This is a genomic window from Pedobacter faecalis (genome assembly GCF_030182585.1).
In the GTDB taxonomy this organism is placed as follows: domain Bacteria; phylum Bacteroidota; class Bacteroidia; order Sphingobacteriales; family Sphingobacteriaceae; genus Pedobacter; species Pedobacter faecalis.
This window is the reverse complement of sequence record NZ_JARXOW010000001.1, coordinates 2,571,478-2,586,387: the sequence shown is the minus strand read 5'-3', so window position 1 is coordinate 2,586,387 and position 14,910 is coordinate 2,571,478. Positions and strand designations below refer to the sequence as shown.

Here is a 14,910-nt window from a genome sequence, read left to right as displayed (position 1 = left end):
ATTGTAAATTGAACACTAAGCCTACGAATATGTGGATAACTTTCAGGATTTTGCAACGGGCGTTTGCATAACGTTGCTAAAATATATATGTTTGCTATCCAAACAATAAGCCATAAAGGTTTACGTTAGAGTGTAAGTTGCTTTTTACCAAACTTAACCGAACAACATGACAAAAAAGTTCTTCTTGTCTGTAGCATTGTTTTCGTGCACTGTATTTGCCGCAAATGCACAAACAAAAGCTAAACAAACCAGCAAACTGGCAGATCCGGACAACCTGGCTTCTCAATATTTTTCTCAGGTTATGGGTGTGGCAGTGGATGCTACTTCAAACATAAAGCTTTACAAGTTCATATATGAGTGGATAGGAACCCCTTACCGTTTTGGCGGCAATACGGAGAAAGGGATAGACTGTTCGGCTTTCACCAAGGCTATCTACGATAAAGTTTTCAACACAACGATACTCCGGAATTCAAGAGATATTTTCAGCATGGTAGACCCGCTTCCTAAAAGTGAACTAAAGGAAGGCGATCTTGTTTTTTTTAAAATAAAAAGCAGAAGCATCACCCATATCGGGATTTATCTTGGAGACAACCGTTTTGCGCATGCTTCTTCTACAAGGGGTGTCGTTATAAGTAACTTAAACGAGCCTTATTACTCCAGGTATTTCTACAAAGGCGGGCGTATTATAGACGCTGTGCAGTCAGAGCTTATTGAAGAATAGCGGCCTAGGCATACCTAAGCCGCATCTTTAGTGTTCTTAACCAAGCCAATCCCGGAAAAGAAAAAGATCACTCCGATTGCCGCAATCACCACAAGTTCTCTTACCTGAATGGATTGATTAACAAATCCATAACCAGCGTAAATAAGCCCGATGATCCCCAGGATTGTCAGGATCGTCCCAAATGTTCGTTTAACGTTCATAGCATAGATGTTTTCCTACGCTATGCAATTTCTATGCCTTATTTGGATATGCCAGATAGGCGAAGCAGGTCGCCCATAATCTGCATGCTTTCATCAAGCACAAAATCGGAACTCTCTTCTTTGGTCGCCTTATCCCCCTTTTTTAAAGGAGCAAGCCCACGCGAGACGCGCAACTGATTCGTTCTGGCCAATGCCTTTGCTTCCTGGCTGTCACGTTCGGCTTTGAGTTTCGCCTCGTTTAAACTTACAGACACTTCCGATTGACGCTTCTGTACATCTGCAATATCTTCCTGAAGCATTTTGTAGTCAAGAGAATTTTTCATTCGCTCATTGTGCGCCTTTAACAATTCCGCTTTTACCGGCCCCAGGTTTGCCACGGGTTTAAAGTCAGAGGGCTTGATCTCGTCCCATGGCAGGGCAGATTTCTCTGTGTCCTCCCCAATTTTATCCATAGGATAAAGCGACGGAAACTGGATATCCGGGATAACACCTTTATGCTGGGTACTGCTTCCGGTAACCCTGTAAAACTTAGCCATGGTTAAGTTGATTTGCCCAAGCTGAGGCACTTCGCGTCCTGAAGCAGGAGCGTTTTTACCTACCAGCGCAGCGAGTCTTTGCAAAAGAGACGGGTTCACCAGCTGACTCATGTCAATTGAAGATTGAACCGTTCCCTTTCCGAAGGTCTGGGTTCCCATAATGATTCCCCGTCCATAGTCTTGAATAGCACCTGCGAAAATCTCTGAGGCCGAGGCACTAAGGCGGTCCACCATAACACCAAAAGGACCATTCCAGGCCATACCGGCATTGTTGTCTTCGTTCACCTCTACATTTCCTTTCAAATCTCTTACCTGAACAACGGGACCACGGTCTATAAATAACCCGGTTAAATCAATCGCCTCTACCAGCGATCCTCCGCCGTTGGCCCTCAGGTCCATAACGATGGCATCAACCTTATCCAGGTTTTTAAGCGTATCGATTAACAAACGCACGTCGCGGGTTGTACTCTTATAGTTGGGATCGCCTGCTCTTGCAGCCTTGAAATCTGCATAAAAGCCAGGAACTGTTATGACACCCATTTTGTACGACCTGCCGCCCGACTGGATCGTTTCTACCTTTTTCTTCGCCGAAAGCTCTTCCATGACAATTCGCTCACGCACAAGTTCGATGATGACTGGCTTTGATGACATTTCCTGACCCACCGGGATGATCTTTAATCTTACTTTAGTTCCTTTTGGTCCTTTGATTTTTGCGACAGAGTTTTCAATCCTCCACCCAATAATGTCCTCAAATTCTCCGTTTCCTTGCGCAACAGCTATTATCCTGTCGCCCGCGCTCAACAACTTACTTTTAAAGGCAGGTCCTCCAGGGATAACTTCAGCAATTTTCAGTATCTCGTTTTCCAACTGCAAGCGCGCACCGATCCCTTCAAATGACCTCGCCATATCTTCGTTAAACGCCTGGGCATTCACAGGATTAAAATAGTTGGTATGAGGGTCAACTGCTTCAGTAAATGCGTCCATCACCGTTTGAAAAACATCCTGATTATTAACCTTAGCCGATTGCGATTTGAGGTTTTCATAGCGTTTGGTTAATGTTTCGATGTTCTTGGCCGCATCGGCACTAGCTATCCTGAGGTTCACCAGATCATATTTAACACGTTTGCTCCACAAGGCCTGCTGCTCAGCCGCTGAAGTTGTCCAGGGCATCTTTTCCCGATCAAAAACATAAGTGTCATTTTGAGTAAAATCATACTTAGACTTTGCTTTTGCGAGCGCAAAATTGATAAACTGGCCGTACCGCTTTAAATAAACGTTAAAAATATAAAACGGAGCGGTTAGATCCCCGTTTCGAAAATCATCATCCAACTGGTATCTGAATTTTTCAAAGTCTTTGATATCAGAGGCAAGGAAATAATATCTGTATGGGTCCAGATCTTTGATGTACCGGTCGAGAACAACGGAAGATAACGAATCGTTAACCTTCAGCTTTTTATAATTATAATTTTCTATCAGTGCGACGATCTCCTTGCAGACCAAAGCCTGCTTTTCATCTGGCATGATATTATTTACCCCCTGAACAACCGGCTGCTGCTTTGGCGACGCCTGACATGCAAGCACAGCTGCAGTAAAAATAACCAGAAATACTCTCTTCAACATCTCTTTAAATAAATTAAAATCCATTTTTTATAATCACACTAATATGATACCAATTTTGCAAATAACGAACAATGAGACCGTAATAATACTGTCGCTCTTCTGTAATCTTCGATGTCGATCAACTTTTGCTCCGGTTTGCCTGGATGAGTGCCCTGGCTTGCTTAATTTTTGTCGCGTAACGGCTGTTGTTCGCAGCACGGGCGAGCGCTTCCGCCTGGTTAAGGTCATCAGAAGCCATGCGATATTCTCTTTTACGAATCTTGACGTTGGCTATACCGAGCACAGATTCTATATGAGCTCCGCTATTGCGTAGCTGCCTCGCTAAAATACCCTGCTGTGTGTAAAACCATAGCGATTGGGTTAATTGTTCGGAAGCCAGATAAATCCTGCCTAACTGCCCGTAAGATTCCATCTGACCCATCTTGCTACCCATTTTCGCATAGTTTTTCAACGCAACGTTTAAGACAACCTGTTCAGCTTCGACATAATGGTTCATCAGATAATGCACATTGCTTAATCTCATTAAAGCCAAACCATAACGTGACAGCTGGTTTGAACTGTTATATTCGAACGCAGCCTTACTAAACAGAGTTATCGCTTCATCATACCTGCCGGAACGTTCGCTAAGTTCGGCATCGGAAAAATAGGCATTCCCTTCGCTTTCCAGGTTTGACACCACTATATTGACCGCTCCGAAAGCCGGGGATTCTTCTGAAAACTGCTGAGCCGTCTGCGCAACCCCTCCCAATCCAGACATCATTATAAAAATTGCCGCTAACACACTCTTATTCATAATGTAAAGATATAACAAAACTAATTAACAAAACACAGAAGCTTATAAATCTGTTAGACAGCGCCGGAGAACTACAGGATAGAGCAAACATTTGAAATTGTCGGCTTGTTTACACCAAAAAGAATACGCTATGCTTATTTTCATTCATACACCTCCAGACGGCGGAGCCGCATATGCCGAAACGAATATGGCGCGCTTGTTCCCTGAGCCGCTCAACGCACTTACTTCTTGTTTTTTTCTGGCCATCGCGATATACTGGACTATTAAGTTAAGAGGAGAATATAGAAAGCATCGGTTTCTAAGCATTGCATTGGCATTGCTTTATATCGGAGGTGTCGGCGGCACCATCTATCACGGCCTGCGGCAATGGGGATTCTTTATTATGATGGACTGGCTACCCATCCTCTTACTTTGCCTCTCGGCCGGTGTGTACTTTTTAGCGAAAATCGTCAAGTGGAGCCGGGCTTTATGGCTAATCGTTCTTTACGGCGCCCTTCAACTGGTACTCAGAGGATTAATGGCGCAAAACCCTCATCTCTTTATCAACATAAATTATGCGCTCATGGCCATGTTTGTTCTGCTGCCTGTTACGGCTTATTTAAAGCACACCGGCTGGGTACACGGGAAATGGGTAGGGATAGCTTTATTGTCGTTCATCCTGGCGCTTACCTTCCGGATCGCCGATAACTGGCTTCTCCTTGAATCGGGTACACACTTCCTTTGGCATACGTTTGGCGCACTCGCGTCCTTCAGCATGTTCAATTACATCTACCTGCTAAATGCAGAAAAAAGCGAACAGTACCGGTAGCTGTCTTACAGCGGCTGTGGAACACAAGCCTTTCGTTCTTTCAGGTTCATAGAAACAATCTTTTGATTGTCCGTACTTTCCAGATCGAGCGTGCTGTCCGACTTTGATAGTATCTTAAAGCTTCTGATGTATTGTCCGCTGTTATAGCATCCGCTGATTTTCTGTTTGTAGTTCGCTTTGGTATAAACGCCCGCAAGTAATAAGGTGTCGCCCCTGACGACATAAGTTCCTTTGGCATACTCCTGCCAGACCCCACTATTAAAGCAGGAATCGGCATAATAGTTTACTTTGGAATAGGTAGTGAGATCTAAATAGAAGGAATCACAGGTGAAACTAAACTTGTGAAGTGAATAATTCAACCTTTCACCTGTGACTTTGGCGCTGTCCTGATCCCATTTACCTTGTAAAAAAGCTTCCCCATTGCCCTGTACATCGGGAAGTCTGGTACATGAGCCGGTAAGACCGTACAAGGCTACCCCAACAAGCAGGACGCCAGTTCTTGAGACAAACATATTATTTCAAGCTTCCCACCATATCTTCAGGACGAACCCACTCATCGAATTGCTCGCTTGTAAGCAAGCCCAGTTCTAAAGCGGCTTCCTTTAAAGTCCTATTCTCCTTATGCGCTTTCTTTGCAATCTTAGCCGCGTTTTCATAACCAACATGAGGGTTTAAGGATGTCACCAGCATCAATGAATTTTCCAGGTGCTTCTTAAGTTCAGGCAGATTCGGTTCTATGCCTTCCGCACACTTATCGTTGAATGACACGCAGGCATCGCCAATCAGCCTGCCCGACTGCAGCACATTGGCAGCAATAACTGGCTTGAAGACGTTTAATTCAAAATGCCCGTTACTTCCTCCAATGCTTACCGTAACATCATTTCCTAACACTTGTGCACAAACCATCGTCAGAGCCTCTGGTTGGGTCGGATTAACCTTTCCAGGCATAATCGAGGATCCCGGCTCGTTGTCGGGTATAATAATTTCCCCTATACCACAGCGAGGCCCTGAACTCAGCATCCTGATATCGTTGGCAATCTTCATCAGTGAGACTGCGACCCGCTTATACGCTGCAGAGAGTTCTACCATAGCGTCATGCGCCGCAAGAGCCTCAAACTTGTTAGGAGCGGTTACAAACGGCAGACCCGTAAGCGCCGCAATCTTTGCCGCGACCAGGGTATCATAACCCTTCGGGGTATTCAGGCCTGTACCAACAGCCGTGCCGCCCAGTGCCAGCTCACGCACCATTTCCAATGCGTTCTTAATTGCCCGCAAGCCGTTATCGATCTGTTGGACATAACCTGAAAACTCTTGCCCTAACGTCAGGGGAGTGGCATCCATAAAGTGCGTGCGACCGGTCTTTACAATATCCTTGAAACTGGCTGATTTTGCCGAAAGTGTTGCCCGAAGTTTCTCAAGTCCGGGAATTGTAATCTCAACCGCCTGCTTATATGCCGCGATATGCATGGCAGTCGGATAGGTGTCGTTTGAGGACTGTGACTTGTTCACATCATCATTCGGATGCAGAATCTTCTTTTCATCTTCCAGTGAACCTCCCTGAAGCACATGTGCCCGGTATGCAATTACCTCATTTGCATTCATATTGCTTTGTGTACCAGATCCAGTTTGCCAAATTACCAAAGGAAACTGGTCGTCAAGCTTTCCCTCTATAATTTCATCGCAGGCACTTGCTATAGCCTCAGCTTTTTCAGCAGAAAGCACTCCCAAATCCATATTAGCGTATGCCGCTGCTTTTTTCAGGTAGCCAAAGGCATAAATAATCTCCTTCGGCATGGATGCTTCAGGCCCAATCTTAAAATTATTCCTTGATCTCTCAGTTTGTGCACCCCAATATTTATCTGCAGGAACCTGCACTTCACCCATTGTATCACGTTCAATTCTAAAGCTCATTGTTTTCAAGTATTGTTTAAAGGCAAATTTAACTTTTAATGACATACGTGAATGTAAAGTATTGGATAATGTTCAAAACTCTTTTGCGCTTTCAGGGTTATTTATGCTAATTTTCGGCCCTTTTACACGATCACACCTCAATGAAACACAGATTTTTGCTGGCTTCTATATTATTTGCTACGTTCTCTCTTGTATCCTGCTTAAGCTCAGAGACTAAGGGCGACCCTAAAGTGCGCACTAAAGAGGATGATAAAACAGACAGTCTGCTTCTTGTATACGACAGCAGTAAGGAAGACAAGTACGTTGCCGAATTTATGCAGCGCCTTCATACCAGGTCAGGATTTAACGGCAATGTGCTTGTTGCAAAAAAGGGCAGGATCATTTATCAGAAAGCCCTTGGCTGGGCCGACTACCTTCACCGGGATAGCCTGAAAACAGCATCCGAATTTGAATTAGCCTCAGTGTCGAAACCGTTTACAGGTACAGCCATTATGCAACTAGTGGAGCAGGGCAGACTATCTCTCGACGATGATGTGAAAAAGTTCTACCCCGATTTCCCCTATGACGGGATTACTGTAAGGTTACTGTTAAGCCATCGCAGCGGCATGATGAATTATGTTTATTTCATAGACGAGATATGGCGAAAAGAAAAGAGGGATATGAAAAAAGGTGTGTCTAATCAAGAGGTCATGAAGATCATTGCCGAGCGGAAACCGAACCCGTACGCCAAACCTGATACACGCTTCCATTATAATAACTCTAACTATATGGTTCTGGCAGCGATCGTTGAAAAAGTGACTGGGAAACTATACGCCGATTATATGATGGAACATGTGTTTAAGCCCGCAGGCATGAAAAACACGCATGTCTATTCAACGACTGTATACCCGAAAATACCGGTCGATGTCGTTGGCCACGACCGCAACTCATGGCGTTATTCAGTTGCCCAGAATTTTTTGGATGGCCCCGTAGGTGATAAAGGTATCTACAGTACAATTCATGATCTTTTGCTTTTCGACCATGCGCTCAGGAAGGGACGCCTGCTTAAAAAGGCCACCCTCGATTCGGCCTACAAAGGGCGAAACAAGCCGGTTAACGGTCACTTTAACTATGGCTACGGCTGGAGAATATTTGATGGAGAAGGCAACAGAAAGGTTGTGTACCATACGGGCTGGTGGCACGGCTTCCGCCACATTTATGTTCGCGACATCGACAAAGATATTGTGATCATTTTACTTGGCAATAAAGTAAATGGCAGTTTGCTTCATCTGGACGACCTGTACAAGCATCTCGGTGTGCCAGTCATCCGTAAGGGCGCATATAGCGGTGCTGGATCTGCGCCGGGAAGTGACGAAGACTGATCATGAAATTTTATTAAATCCGATCCCGGGATTTTTACGCTGAAGATAGGTTTTTAGCACGCCATTATCGGGATTCTCCAGCATAGGATCAGACTCCAATATCCGGGCAACCGCCGATCGCGCCTGTGTAAGGAGTGCCTGATCTGTAGTCAGGTCGGCAAGCTTAAGATTGAGCACCCCACTTTGCTGAGTGCCAGACAAGTCACCCGGGCCACGTAGCTGCAGGTCAATTTCGGATATCTCGAACCCGTTATTGGTTTTCACCATGGTCTCGAGCCGAAGTTTGGCCTCTGCGCTCAACTTGTTACCAGACATCAGGATACAATATGACTGATCCGCGCCCCTTCCCACACGTCCCCGAAGCTGATGCAGTTGCGAAAGACCAAAGCGCTCGGCGTTTTCAATAACCATCACCGAAGCGTTAGGGACGTTAACACCAACCTCAATTACCGTAGTAGCAACCATAATCTGACTTTTACCGTCGATGAACTGCTGCATTTCAAACTGCTTATCAGCATTGCTCATCTTGCCGTGCACAATGCTGATTTGATAGTCAGGCCGGGGAAACTGATAACTCAATTGCTCAATGCCTGCTTCCAGATGCAGCAAATCAAGTTTTTCGCTCTCCTTTATCAAGGGGTAAACGATGTACACCTGCCTACCCTTAGCTATCTCCTGCCTCAAAAAACCAAACATCCTTAACCGCTGTCCCTCAAAAAAGTGCCTGGTATCAATCGGCTTCCTTCCTTTCGGCAGTTCGTCTATGACGGAGACGTCCAGATCACCATACAAGGTCATGGCGAGTGTGCGCGGGATCGGTGTAGCTGTCATCACAAGTATATGGGGTGGAATGGAACTCTTCCTCCATAACCTGGCGCGCTGCTCCACACCGAACCGGTGCTGCTCGTCTATGACGACGAGACCAAGATTGTTAAACACTACCCGATCTTCAATGAGTGCATGCGTCCCGACCAATATATCGATCTCTCCTGATTCCAAAGCTTTATGTAAGGCTGCACGGTCCTTTTTGGCCGTACTTCCGGTCAAAATTGCCACGTTTACAATCCTGTCTTTCAATAAGCTTTGGATCGACTCGAAATGCTGTCGTGCCAGGATCTCAGTTGGCGCCATCATACAAGCCTGGAAACCATTATCAGCTGCTAGAAGCATGCTGATTAAAGCGACCGCGGTTTTACCGCTACCAACATCTCCCTGGACAAGCCTGTTCATTTGACGCGCCATTTGTGTATCATGCCTGATCTCCCTGATAACCCTTTTCTGCGCTGCAGTCAGTTCAAACGGGAGGAGCTCGTGGTAAAACGTATTGACTTTGCTGCCAACACGACCAAACGGATGACCAAGAAAGCGAAGTTCCCGATCCTTCTTCGCATACAGCATCTGAAGTTGGATGAAAAATAACTCTTCAAATTTCAGTCGCCGCAATGCCGACTGAAGCATATCCTGAGTTTTGGGAAAATGGACGTTGAGTATCGCCGTATTCCTCGACACCAAGCCTTCCTGCCTCAACACGTAAGTTGGAATAGTCTCTCTCAGTTCGGAAAAACATTGCTCCAAAAGCTGCATCTGTAACTTCTGGATGCCCTTGCTGTCGAGCATAAATTTCTTTAGTTTTTCCGTAGAAGAATAGACAGGCTGCAAACTCAGGTTACCCACCGCATCCTGTCTTCTGGGATAAGTCTCCATTTCGGGATGGGCAATACTGTACATATTGTTAAAAAGCGTCGGTTTGCCGAAAGCAATATAAACCTTCCCTACCGAAACCTGTTCGTCTACCCACTTTAAGCTTTGAAACCATACCAGTTCCATAGCGCCTGTCTCATCCCCGAACCGTACAACGATGCGCTTCTTACTTTTTTCGCCGATCAATTCCTTGCGGACTACCCTACCCACAATCTGCACGAAAGGCAGATCAGCGTTGAGTTCAGCCACTTTAAAAAATCGCGTGCGGTCGATATAACGGAACGGATAGTACTCGAGCAGATGCGAGTAACTAAATATATTAAGCTCCTTCTGCAGGAGTTCAGCCCGCTTTGGGCCCACACCCTTAAGAAACTCAATCTGTGTATCTAGAATAGACGGGTACAAGGTATCAGATTATTTCACTTTAAAGGTAAAAATATCTTTAATTATGTTCCAATTAAACAAGAATACGGCAAACAAAAGCAGGCTATAGGCGAAAAATTGGTGATGATCAACCCCTTCACCGAAATAGAGGATAGCGACGGCAAAAGCAATGATCGGGTTTATATATATCATGATACCCAGAGTCGACGATGATATTCCGATCAACGCGTACAGGCTAAGAAACAATGGAATGATGGTAAATAGAGCCGCGATGACGATAATGTTCGTCCAGAACAAAAGTGTCTCAGGGAGTTCATGGTGACCCGAGAAATAGAAAGGGAGCAGGATAACCACAGCCAGCGAGATCTGTACTGCCAGAACATTCAGTTTGTCGAGGTGCTGCATTTTACGCTGTATGATCAGGTAAAAAGCATATAATGCAGCGATAATGACCGACCATGTCACTTCAATAAGAGAACCCGTAGCCAGAAGCATAATGCTCAGGAGCGCCAGACCAAGCGCAATAAATTTCAATACAGACAACTGTTCCTTTAAGATTATAAATCCGCCAAAAGCCGTAATAAGCGGACAAACCATATAAGCAAAAGCACCAGATTTCAGGCTTATATTGTTGATCGCATAGATAAAAGTATACCAATTGCTCACCAGCAAAACTGTTGAAAGCAGAATCTGCCAGAATATAAGCCTGCGCTGTCTGGAATTTGACGAACTTAAATACAGTTTGTCCGCCTCTAATTTCCTTCTCCTGAACAGGAGAATAGCACCCCAGATCAGAATGACTGACGTGAATATGCGGTAATAAAGGATTTCCTCTGCAGGATAAGCCTTAAGACTCCTAAGCGGGATAGAGAAGAAACCCCAGATAACAGCGGAAAGTATTCCCGCAGCAACATAACGCGAAGTTGAACTCAAGACTATGCTCTAAAAGCAACCACGGAAATCTCCACGTTTACGCCCTTAGGCAGTCCTTTCACGGCAACTGTTTCTCTTGCCGGGAATTCGGAAGTAAAATAAGAACCGTAAATCTCATTCACCTCGGCAAACAGGCTCATGTCAGAAAGGAAGATCGTTGTTTTTACAACATCCTCTAATCCATATCCAGCTTCAAGCAGGACAGCTTTGATATTGCGCATCACCTGATGGGTTTCACTATCAATACTTCCCAAACTTAATTCATTACTCTCCGGATTTATAGCGATCTGTCCGGATAGGAATAGAAAGCCTCCCGCGGCCACAGCCTGGTTATATGGACCTATAGGTGCTGGTGCATTTGTAGTATTTATTATTCTTTTCATTTTTGGTGGGTAATAAAGTTCCTATATATAAAAAGAGGGCCTCTATTGAAGCCCTCTTTTATATTGATAATTAGAAAATTAATTTCTAACAGTCTCAACACGACGGTTTTGGATACGACCTTCTTCAGTATCGTTAGAAGCAACAGGGTTAGCTTCACCAAATCCTTTAGTAGTAACCTGGCTAGCGCTTACGCCTGAGTTAACCAGGTAAGTTTTAACAGAATTTGCTCTGTCTTTAGATAACTTCAGGTTGTATGCGGCAGTACCTTCGCTAGAAGCGTAACCGTTTGCAGTTACTTTACCACCGGTTTCACGCAAAACTGAAGACAGTTTATCTAATACTGGATAAGCTTCTGTTTTAAGAACTGAAGAGTTGAACTCGAACTGGATTGTTTCGAAACCAGTAGCAGTACCTACTGCAGCAGTAGTTGGAGCTGGAAGCGGACATCCTGAACCATCAACAGCTGTACCAGCAGGAGTACCAGGGCACTTGTCAAACTGATCAGAAACACCATCACCATCAGAGTCTTTCTTAAGATCTTCAACAGAACGCTCTACGTTAGCAACGCGGTTTTTCAACGCCTCAACCTCCTGACGTAACGATGGATCTTTCAATTCATCATACATCAAAGCAACTGGGTTTACCCAATCCAAGTTTGGCTTCGAGCTTGATCCCAAAGAGAACTCAAGACCAGCATATCCGTAAGAGAACTTGTCTTTAGAAGTAGCTTTTGCGTAAAGTCCGTCGAAGTTATCACCATCAATAAAGTGCATAGTGTAACCTAAGTTAAACGAAACGCGCTCAGAAACTTTGAACTTGATACCAGCGCCTACAGGAATATAAGCTTCTTTGATATAGTCGTTATCTCCGTCTTCACCGAAAACTCCACCGTTTGCAGTCAGGTCAACACCATTCAGCATTGGGTTATAAGCCACTAAACCGTAACCAGCAGTAACGAAGAAGTTCACAGAGTTTTCCCTACGAAGGAAGTCGATGGTTGCTACGTTAACAACACCTCTGATGTCAGCTGCATAGCCTAACTCAGTAGTGAAGTTTCTGTTTCCGGCAACAGCGATTTCGTTTCCGTCGTTGTCCTCATTGTGACCGCTTACTTTTCCACGGAACAAGTTACCTTCAATAGCAAAAGAATGACCTAATTGCTTTCTTAAAGAGATACCATAACCTAATTCAGCATCCCAGTTGGTGAAATCGTTAGATCCACCTACAGCAACGAATGGAGACAAAACGCCCGCATTGATACCGAAAGACCATGTTCTGTACTGACCTCTTCCGCCAAATACCTTGGCTGAAGAAGAAGAACTTGTAGTAGCTTCCTGAGCGCTAGCAAGAGAAGTAACTCCTACTAAAGCCGCGAAGGAAACCGCCAAGCTCTTTTTTAAAGTAGAATAATTCATAATTTTCTTTTTTAAGGTTAAACAAATTTTTAATTGTATAATTTTTTTGTGTAGCAAAATTAAACAAATTTTTAATTTCCCAAACACTTATACAAACTCCGTTCCAAAGTCAGAATCCGTCTAATTTTTCTTGCGTTTAGACATCTTATTTGTTGGTCAGACCGTCGTGCAAGTCCATTTTTAGCATCACTAGTCCTGTTTTTAAGACATCTGACCCGAATTGTACTGGTCAACAAACCGATATAAATTAAACCCAGGATATCGAAGACCTGCGCTGATCTCGGCGTACAACCGGTCTCTGTCAACATTTCTCATTCTATGGTGCTGAATGATTTTAAAGGCTTTCTCTGCCAGCAGGAAAACACGGCGGTCCTGGTCGAAAGCAGGGGCAGTATTTAACCAGTCAATTAACTCGTCGACACCTTCGCCTTTGTCTGCAACCGTTTTAAACACGGGAACATGGTGTTGTACTGAAGACACAAACTTTTTTAGTCTGGCCGTATAAGCATCCCCGTAATCCCTGTCGGCCTTATTTACGACAAGCGCCTGCGCTATTTCCATAATCCCAGATTTAATGTGCTGGATTTCGTCTCCGGATTCTGGAACCAGCACGAGAACTACTGTGTCAGCAATGCCTGCTACTTCGATCTCTGATTGTCCGACACCAACTGTTTCAATCAACACTGCGTCAAAGCCAGCGGCTTTAAAAACATCTGTCATCTCTATCGTCTTGGCAGAAATGCCTCCTAATGCACCCCTTGTCGCCACCGATCTGATAAACACATTCGGATCATTAAAATGCCCAGACATTCTGATCCTGTCTCCAAGCAAGGAACCGAAATTAAACGGCGAAGTAGGATCGACGGCCAGTATTCCCACTCGCTTACCTTCAGCGGAAAGCCTGCCGGCAACGGCACTGACCAAGGTCGACTTCCCCGCTCCAGGGGGACCGGTAAATCCAATCACTGGTACCGAGCTTGCTTCCAGCCCCTTCAGAATATCCATAGCTGGTTCTATATCATTCTCAACCAATGTAAGCACTCTGGCGAGCGCCTTGAAATCGCCCGATTTCAATTCCGCCACCAATTGCGTAAATGAATGCATTATAATATATATATCTTTGTACAAAGAAAGACAATATGTAATTAATCGGTGAATGAATTTCAGCATATCTGTAGTTATCCCTAATTATAACGGAAAAAGTCTCCTGGCCGAAATATTGCCAGACTTGTTTCACTGTCTTTCCACTACAACAGCGCCTTATGAAGTGATCATCGTCGACGACCGTTCAAACGACGAGTCCGTCGAGTTTATCCAACAGACCTACCCTGAAATAATTGTTATTAGAAGCGAGGAAAACCTCGGATTCTCAGGAACGGTAAACAAGGGTATCTACGCTGCGAAGATGGATCTTGTCCTGATTTTAAACAATGATGTTAAACTCATTGCGCCATATTTTGAACCACAACTGCGTTTTTTCCAGGATCCGAAGACCTTCGGCATCAACGCAACTGTCCTAAACTGGAACAGCGATATCCTTCAGGGAGGAGGCAAACTGATCAACCGTCACCTATTCAAGATTAAAGCCAACCAAAACTATTATGTTAAGGCAGACCAAGCCCTGAAAAACGAGCCATTACTTACCATGTTTCTATCGGGAACAAATGCATTGATAGACAGGAAAAAATTACTTGACCTCGGTGGCTATGACGAATTGCTCAGCCCCTTTTATGTGGAAGACGTGGAGCTCTCGCTTAGAGCACTTCGTATGGGTTGGAAGATGTACTACGTTCCGGGGGCAGCATGCATGCATCAGGTCTCAACTACGATCAAAAAACACAGCAAAAAGCGAAAAATAAAATTACTCACGCTTCGCAACAAATTTTACGTGCATTACATCCACCTTCAAGGGCTTAGCCTCACCATGTGGTGGATACAAACAGTTGTGGAAGTTCTTTTGCGCACGCTCGCCTTAAATCTGATCTATTGGCGTGCATTAGTTCTCATAATCCGAAATTTAAAAAAAGCAAGTGCATCAAAGCAACGGTTCCAGGAGATGCTCAAACATTCGGAGCCCAAAAATCAAGGTCTTTTCTCCGCGCTGAAAATTTACAGGCAAGAACTTTTAAAAAAACTGAACTGA

14 protein-coding genes are annotated in these 14,910 nt (G+C 44.6%); 4 read left to right on the top strand and 10 right to left on the bottom strand.

Translation table 11 applies throughout. The annotated features are described in order from the left end of the window. The first annotated feature begins 166 nt into the window (after window positions 1-166). Window positions 167-721, top strand: a complete 555-nt coding sequence (locus tag QEP07_RS11735) for a C40 family peptidase (protein WP_256002348.1) — start codon at window positions 167-169, stop codon at window positions 719-721. A gap of 14 nt (window positions 722-735) precedes the next feature. On the opposite strand, the gene QEP07_RS11730 is transcribed toward QEP07_RS11735, so the two are convergent. The 3 genes from QEP07_RS11730 to QEP07_RS11720 all read right to left on the bottom strand — a co-directional run bounded on the left by QEP07_RS11730 (window position 736) and on the right by QEP07_RS11720 (window position 3,870). Next, entirely contained in the window at window positions 736-921 is a 186-nt protein-coding gene (locus QEP07_RS11730; RefSeq protein WP_256002351.1) for a hypothetical protein, read from the bottom strand. Window positions 922-959: 38 nt separating this feature from the next. Then, window positions 960-3,077, bottom strand: a complete 2,118-nt coding sequence (locus QEP07_RS11725; RefSeq protein WP_437126688.1) for a carboxy terminal-processing peptidase — start codon at window positions 3,075-3,077, stop codon at window positions 960-962. A 118-nt stretch (window positions 3,078-3,195) separates the two neighbouring features. After that, window positions 3,196-3,870 carry a tetratricopeptide repeat protein gene (locus tag QEP07_RS11720; RefSeq protein ID WP_285010292.1) on the bottom strand — a complete coding sequence of 225 codons (675 nt, stop codon included), beginning with the start codon at window positions 3,868-3,870 and terminating at the stop codon, window positions 3,196-3,198. 130 nt (window positions 3,871-4,000) lie between these two features. On the opposite strand from QEP07_RS11720, the gene QEP07_RS11715 reads away from it, so the two are divergent. After that, window positions 4,001-4,678 carry a hypothetical protein gene (locus tag QEP07_RS11715; RefSeq protein ID WP_256002359.1) on the top strand — a complete coding sequence of 226 codons (678 nt, stop codon included), beginning with the start codon at window positions 4,001-4,003 and terminating at the stop codon, window positions 4,676-4,678. 5 nt (window positions 4,679-4,683) lie between these two features. On the opposite strand, the gene QEP07_RS11710 is transcribed toward QEP07_RS11715, so the two are convergent. Both QEP07_RS11710 and fumC read right to left on the bottom strand, forming a co-directional pair. Beyond that, complete coding sequence (locus QEP07_RS11710; protein ID WP_256002362.1) at window positions 4,684-5,190, bottom strand: fumarate hydratase; 507 nt, start codon at window positions 5,188-5,190, stop codon at window positions 4,684-4,686. Between the two features lies 1 nt (window position 5,191). After that, window positions 5,192-6,589, bottom strand: a complete 1,398-nt coding sequence (gene fumC / locus QEP07_RS11705; protein ID WP_285010290.1) for a class II fumarate hydratase — start codon at window positions 6,587-6,589, stop codon at window positions 5,192-5,194. 140 nt (window positions 6,590-6,729) lie between these two features. Between fumC and QEP07_RS11700 the strand changes: the two genes are divergently transcribed. Next, the gene (locus tag QEP07_RS11700; RefSeq protein WP_285010288.1) at window positions 6,730-7,950 is read left to right on the top strand and encodes a serine hydrolase domain-containing protein; all 1,221 of its coding nucleotides are present in this window, start codon (window positions 6,730-6,732) and stop codon (window positions 7,948-7,950) included. Here the strand turns inward: QEP07_RS11700 and recG are convergent, their stop codons facing one another. From recG to meaB, 5 genes are all read right to left on the bottom strand, one after another. Then, complete coding sequence (recG, locus tag QEP07_RS11695; RefSeq protein ID WP_285010287.1) at window positions 7,951-10,056, bottom strand: ATP-dependent DNA helicase RecG; 2,106 nt, start codon at window positions 10,054-10,056, stop codon at window positions 7,951-7,953. Between the two features lie 9 nt (window positions 10,057-10,065). Further along, a complete protein-coding gene (locus tag QEP07_RS11690) occupies window positions 10,066-10,968 on the bottom strand; it encodes an EamA family transporter (protein ID WP_285010286.1) in 903 nt (300 codons plus the stop codon). Between the two features lie 2 nt (window positions 10,969-10,970). Then, window positions 10,971-11,351 (bottom strand): RidA family protein, encoded by a 381-nt coding sequence (locus QEP07_RS11685; RefSeq protein ID WP_285010285.1) that lies wholly within the window; start codon window positions 11,349-11,351, stop codon window positions 10,971-10,973. Between the two features lie 78 nt (window positions 11,352-11,429). Next, window positions 11,430-12,767: an OmpA family protein gene (locus QEP07_RS11680; protein WP_285010748.1), complete on the bottom strand. Its 1,338-nt coding sequence runs from the start codon at window positions 12,765-12,767 to the stop codon at window positions 11,430-11,432. Between the two features lie 201 nt (window positions 12,768-12,968). Beyond that, the gene (gene meaB, locus QEP07_RS11675; RefSeq protein ID WP_285010284.1) at window positions 12,969-13,871 is read right to left on the bottom strand and encodes a methylmalonyl Co-A mutase-associated GTPase MeaB; all 903 of its coding nucleotides are present in this window, start codon (window positions 13,869-13,871) and stop codon (window positions 12,969-12,971) included. Window positions 13,872-13,923: 52 nt separating this feature from the next. On the opposite strand from meaB, the gene QEP07_RS11670 reads away from it, so the two are divergent. Next, a complete protein-coding gene (locus tag QEP07_RS11670; RefSeq protein ID WP_285010283.1) occupies window positions 13,924-14,910 on the top strand; it encodes a glycosyltransferase family 2 protein in 987 nt (328 codons plus the stop codon).

What these genes read in the sequence shown, in the direction of transcription:
- fumC (WP_285010290.1), bottom strand. Translation starts at nt 6,589, where the DNA reads ATGAGCTTTAGAATTGAACGTGATACAATGGGTGAAGTGCAGGTTCCT.
- QEP07_RS11725 (WP_437126688.1), bottom strand. Translation starts at nt 3,077, where the DNA reads ATGTTGAAGAGAGTATTTCTGGTTATTTTTACTGCAGCTGTGCTTGCA.
- QEP07_RS11735 (WP_256002348.1), top strand. Translation starts at nt 167, where the DNA reads ATGACAAAAAAGTTCTTCTTGTCTGTAGCATTGTTTTCGTGCACTGTA.
- QEP07_RS11720 (WP_285010292.1), bottom strand. Translation starts at nt 3,870, where the DNA reads ATGAATAAGAGTGTGTTAGCGGCAATTTTTATAATGATGTCTGGATTG.
- QEP07_RS11715 (WP_256002359.1), top strand. Translation starts at nt 4,001, where the DNA reads ATGCTTATTTTCATTCATACACCTCCAGACGGCGGAGCCGCATATGCC.
- QEP07_RS11680 (WP_285010748.1), bottom strand. Translation starts at nt 12,767, where the DNA reads ATGAATTATTCTACTTTAAAAAAGAGCTTGGCGGTTTCCTTCGCGGCT.
- QEP07_RS11670 (WP_285010283.1), top strand. Translation starts at nt 13,924, where the DNA reads ATGAATTTCAGCATATCTGTAGTTATCCCTAATTATAACGGAAAAAGT.
- QEP07_RS11700 (WP_285010288.1), top strand. Translation starts at nt 6,730, where the DNA reads ATGAAACACAGATTTTTGCTGGCTTCTATATTATTTGCTACGTTCTCT.
- QEP07_RS11685 (WP_285010285.1), bottom strand. Translation starts at nt 11,351, where the DNA reads ATGAAAAGAATAATAAATACTACAAATGCACCAGCACCTATAGGTCCA.
- meaB (WP_285010284.1), bottom strand. Translation starts at nt 13,871, where the DNA reads ATGCATTCATTTACGCAATTGGTGGCGGAATTGAAATCGGGCGATTTC.
- QEP07_RS11730 (WP_256002351.1), bottom strand. Translation starts at nt 921, where the DNA reads ATGAACGTTAAACGAACATTTGGGACGATCCTGACAATCCTGGGGATC.
- QEP07_RS11710 (WP_256002362.1), bottom strand. Translation starts at nt 5,190, where the DNA reads ATGTTTGTCTCAAGAACTGGCGTCCTGCTTGTTGGGGTAGCCTTGTAC.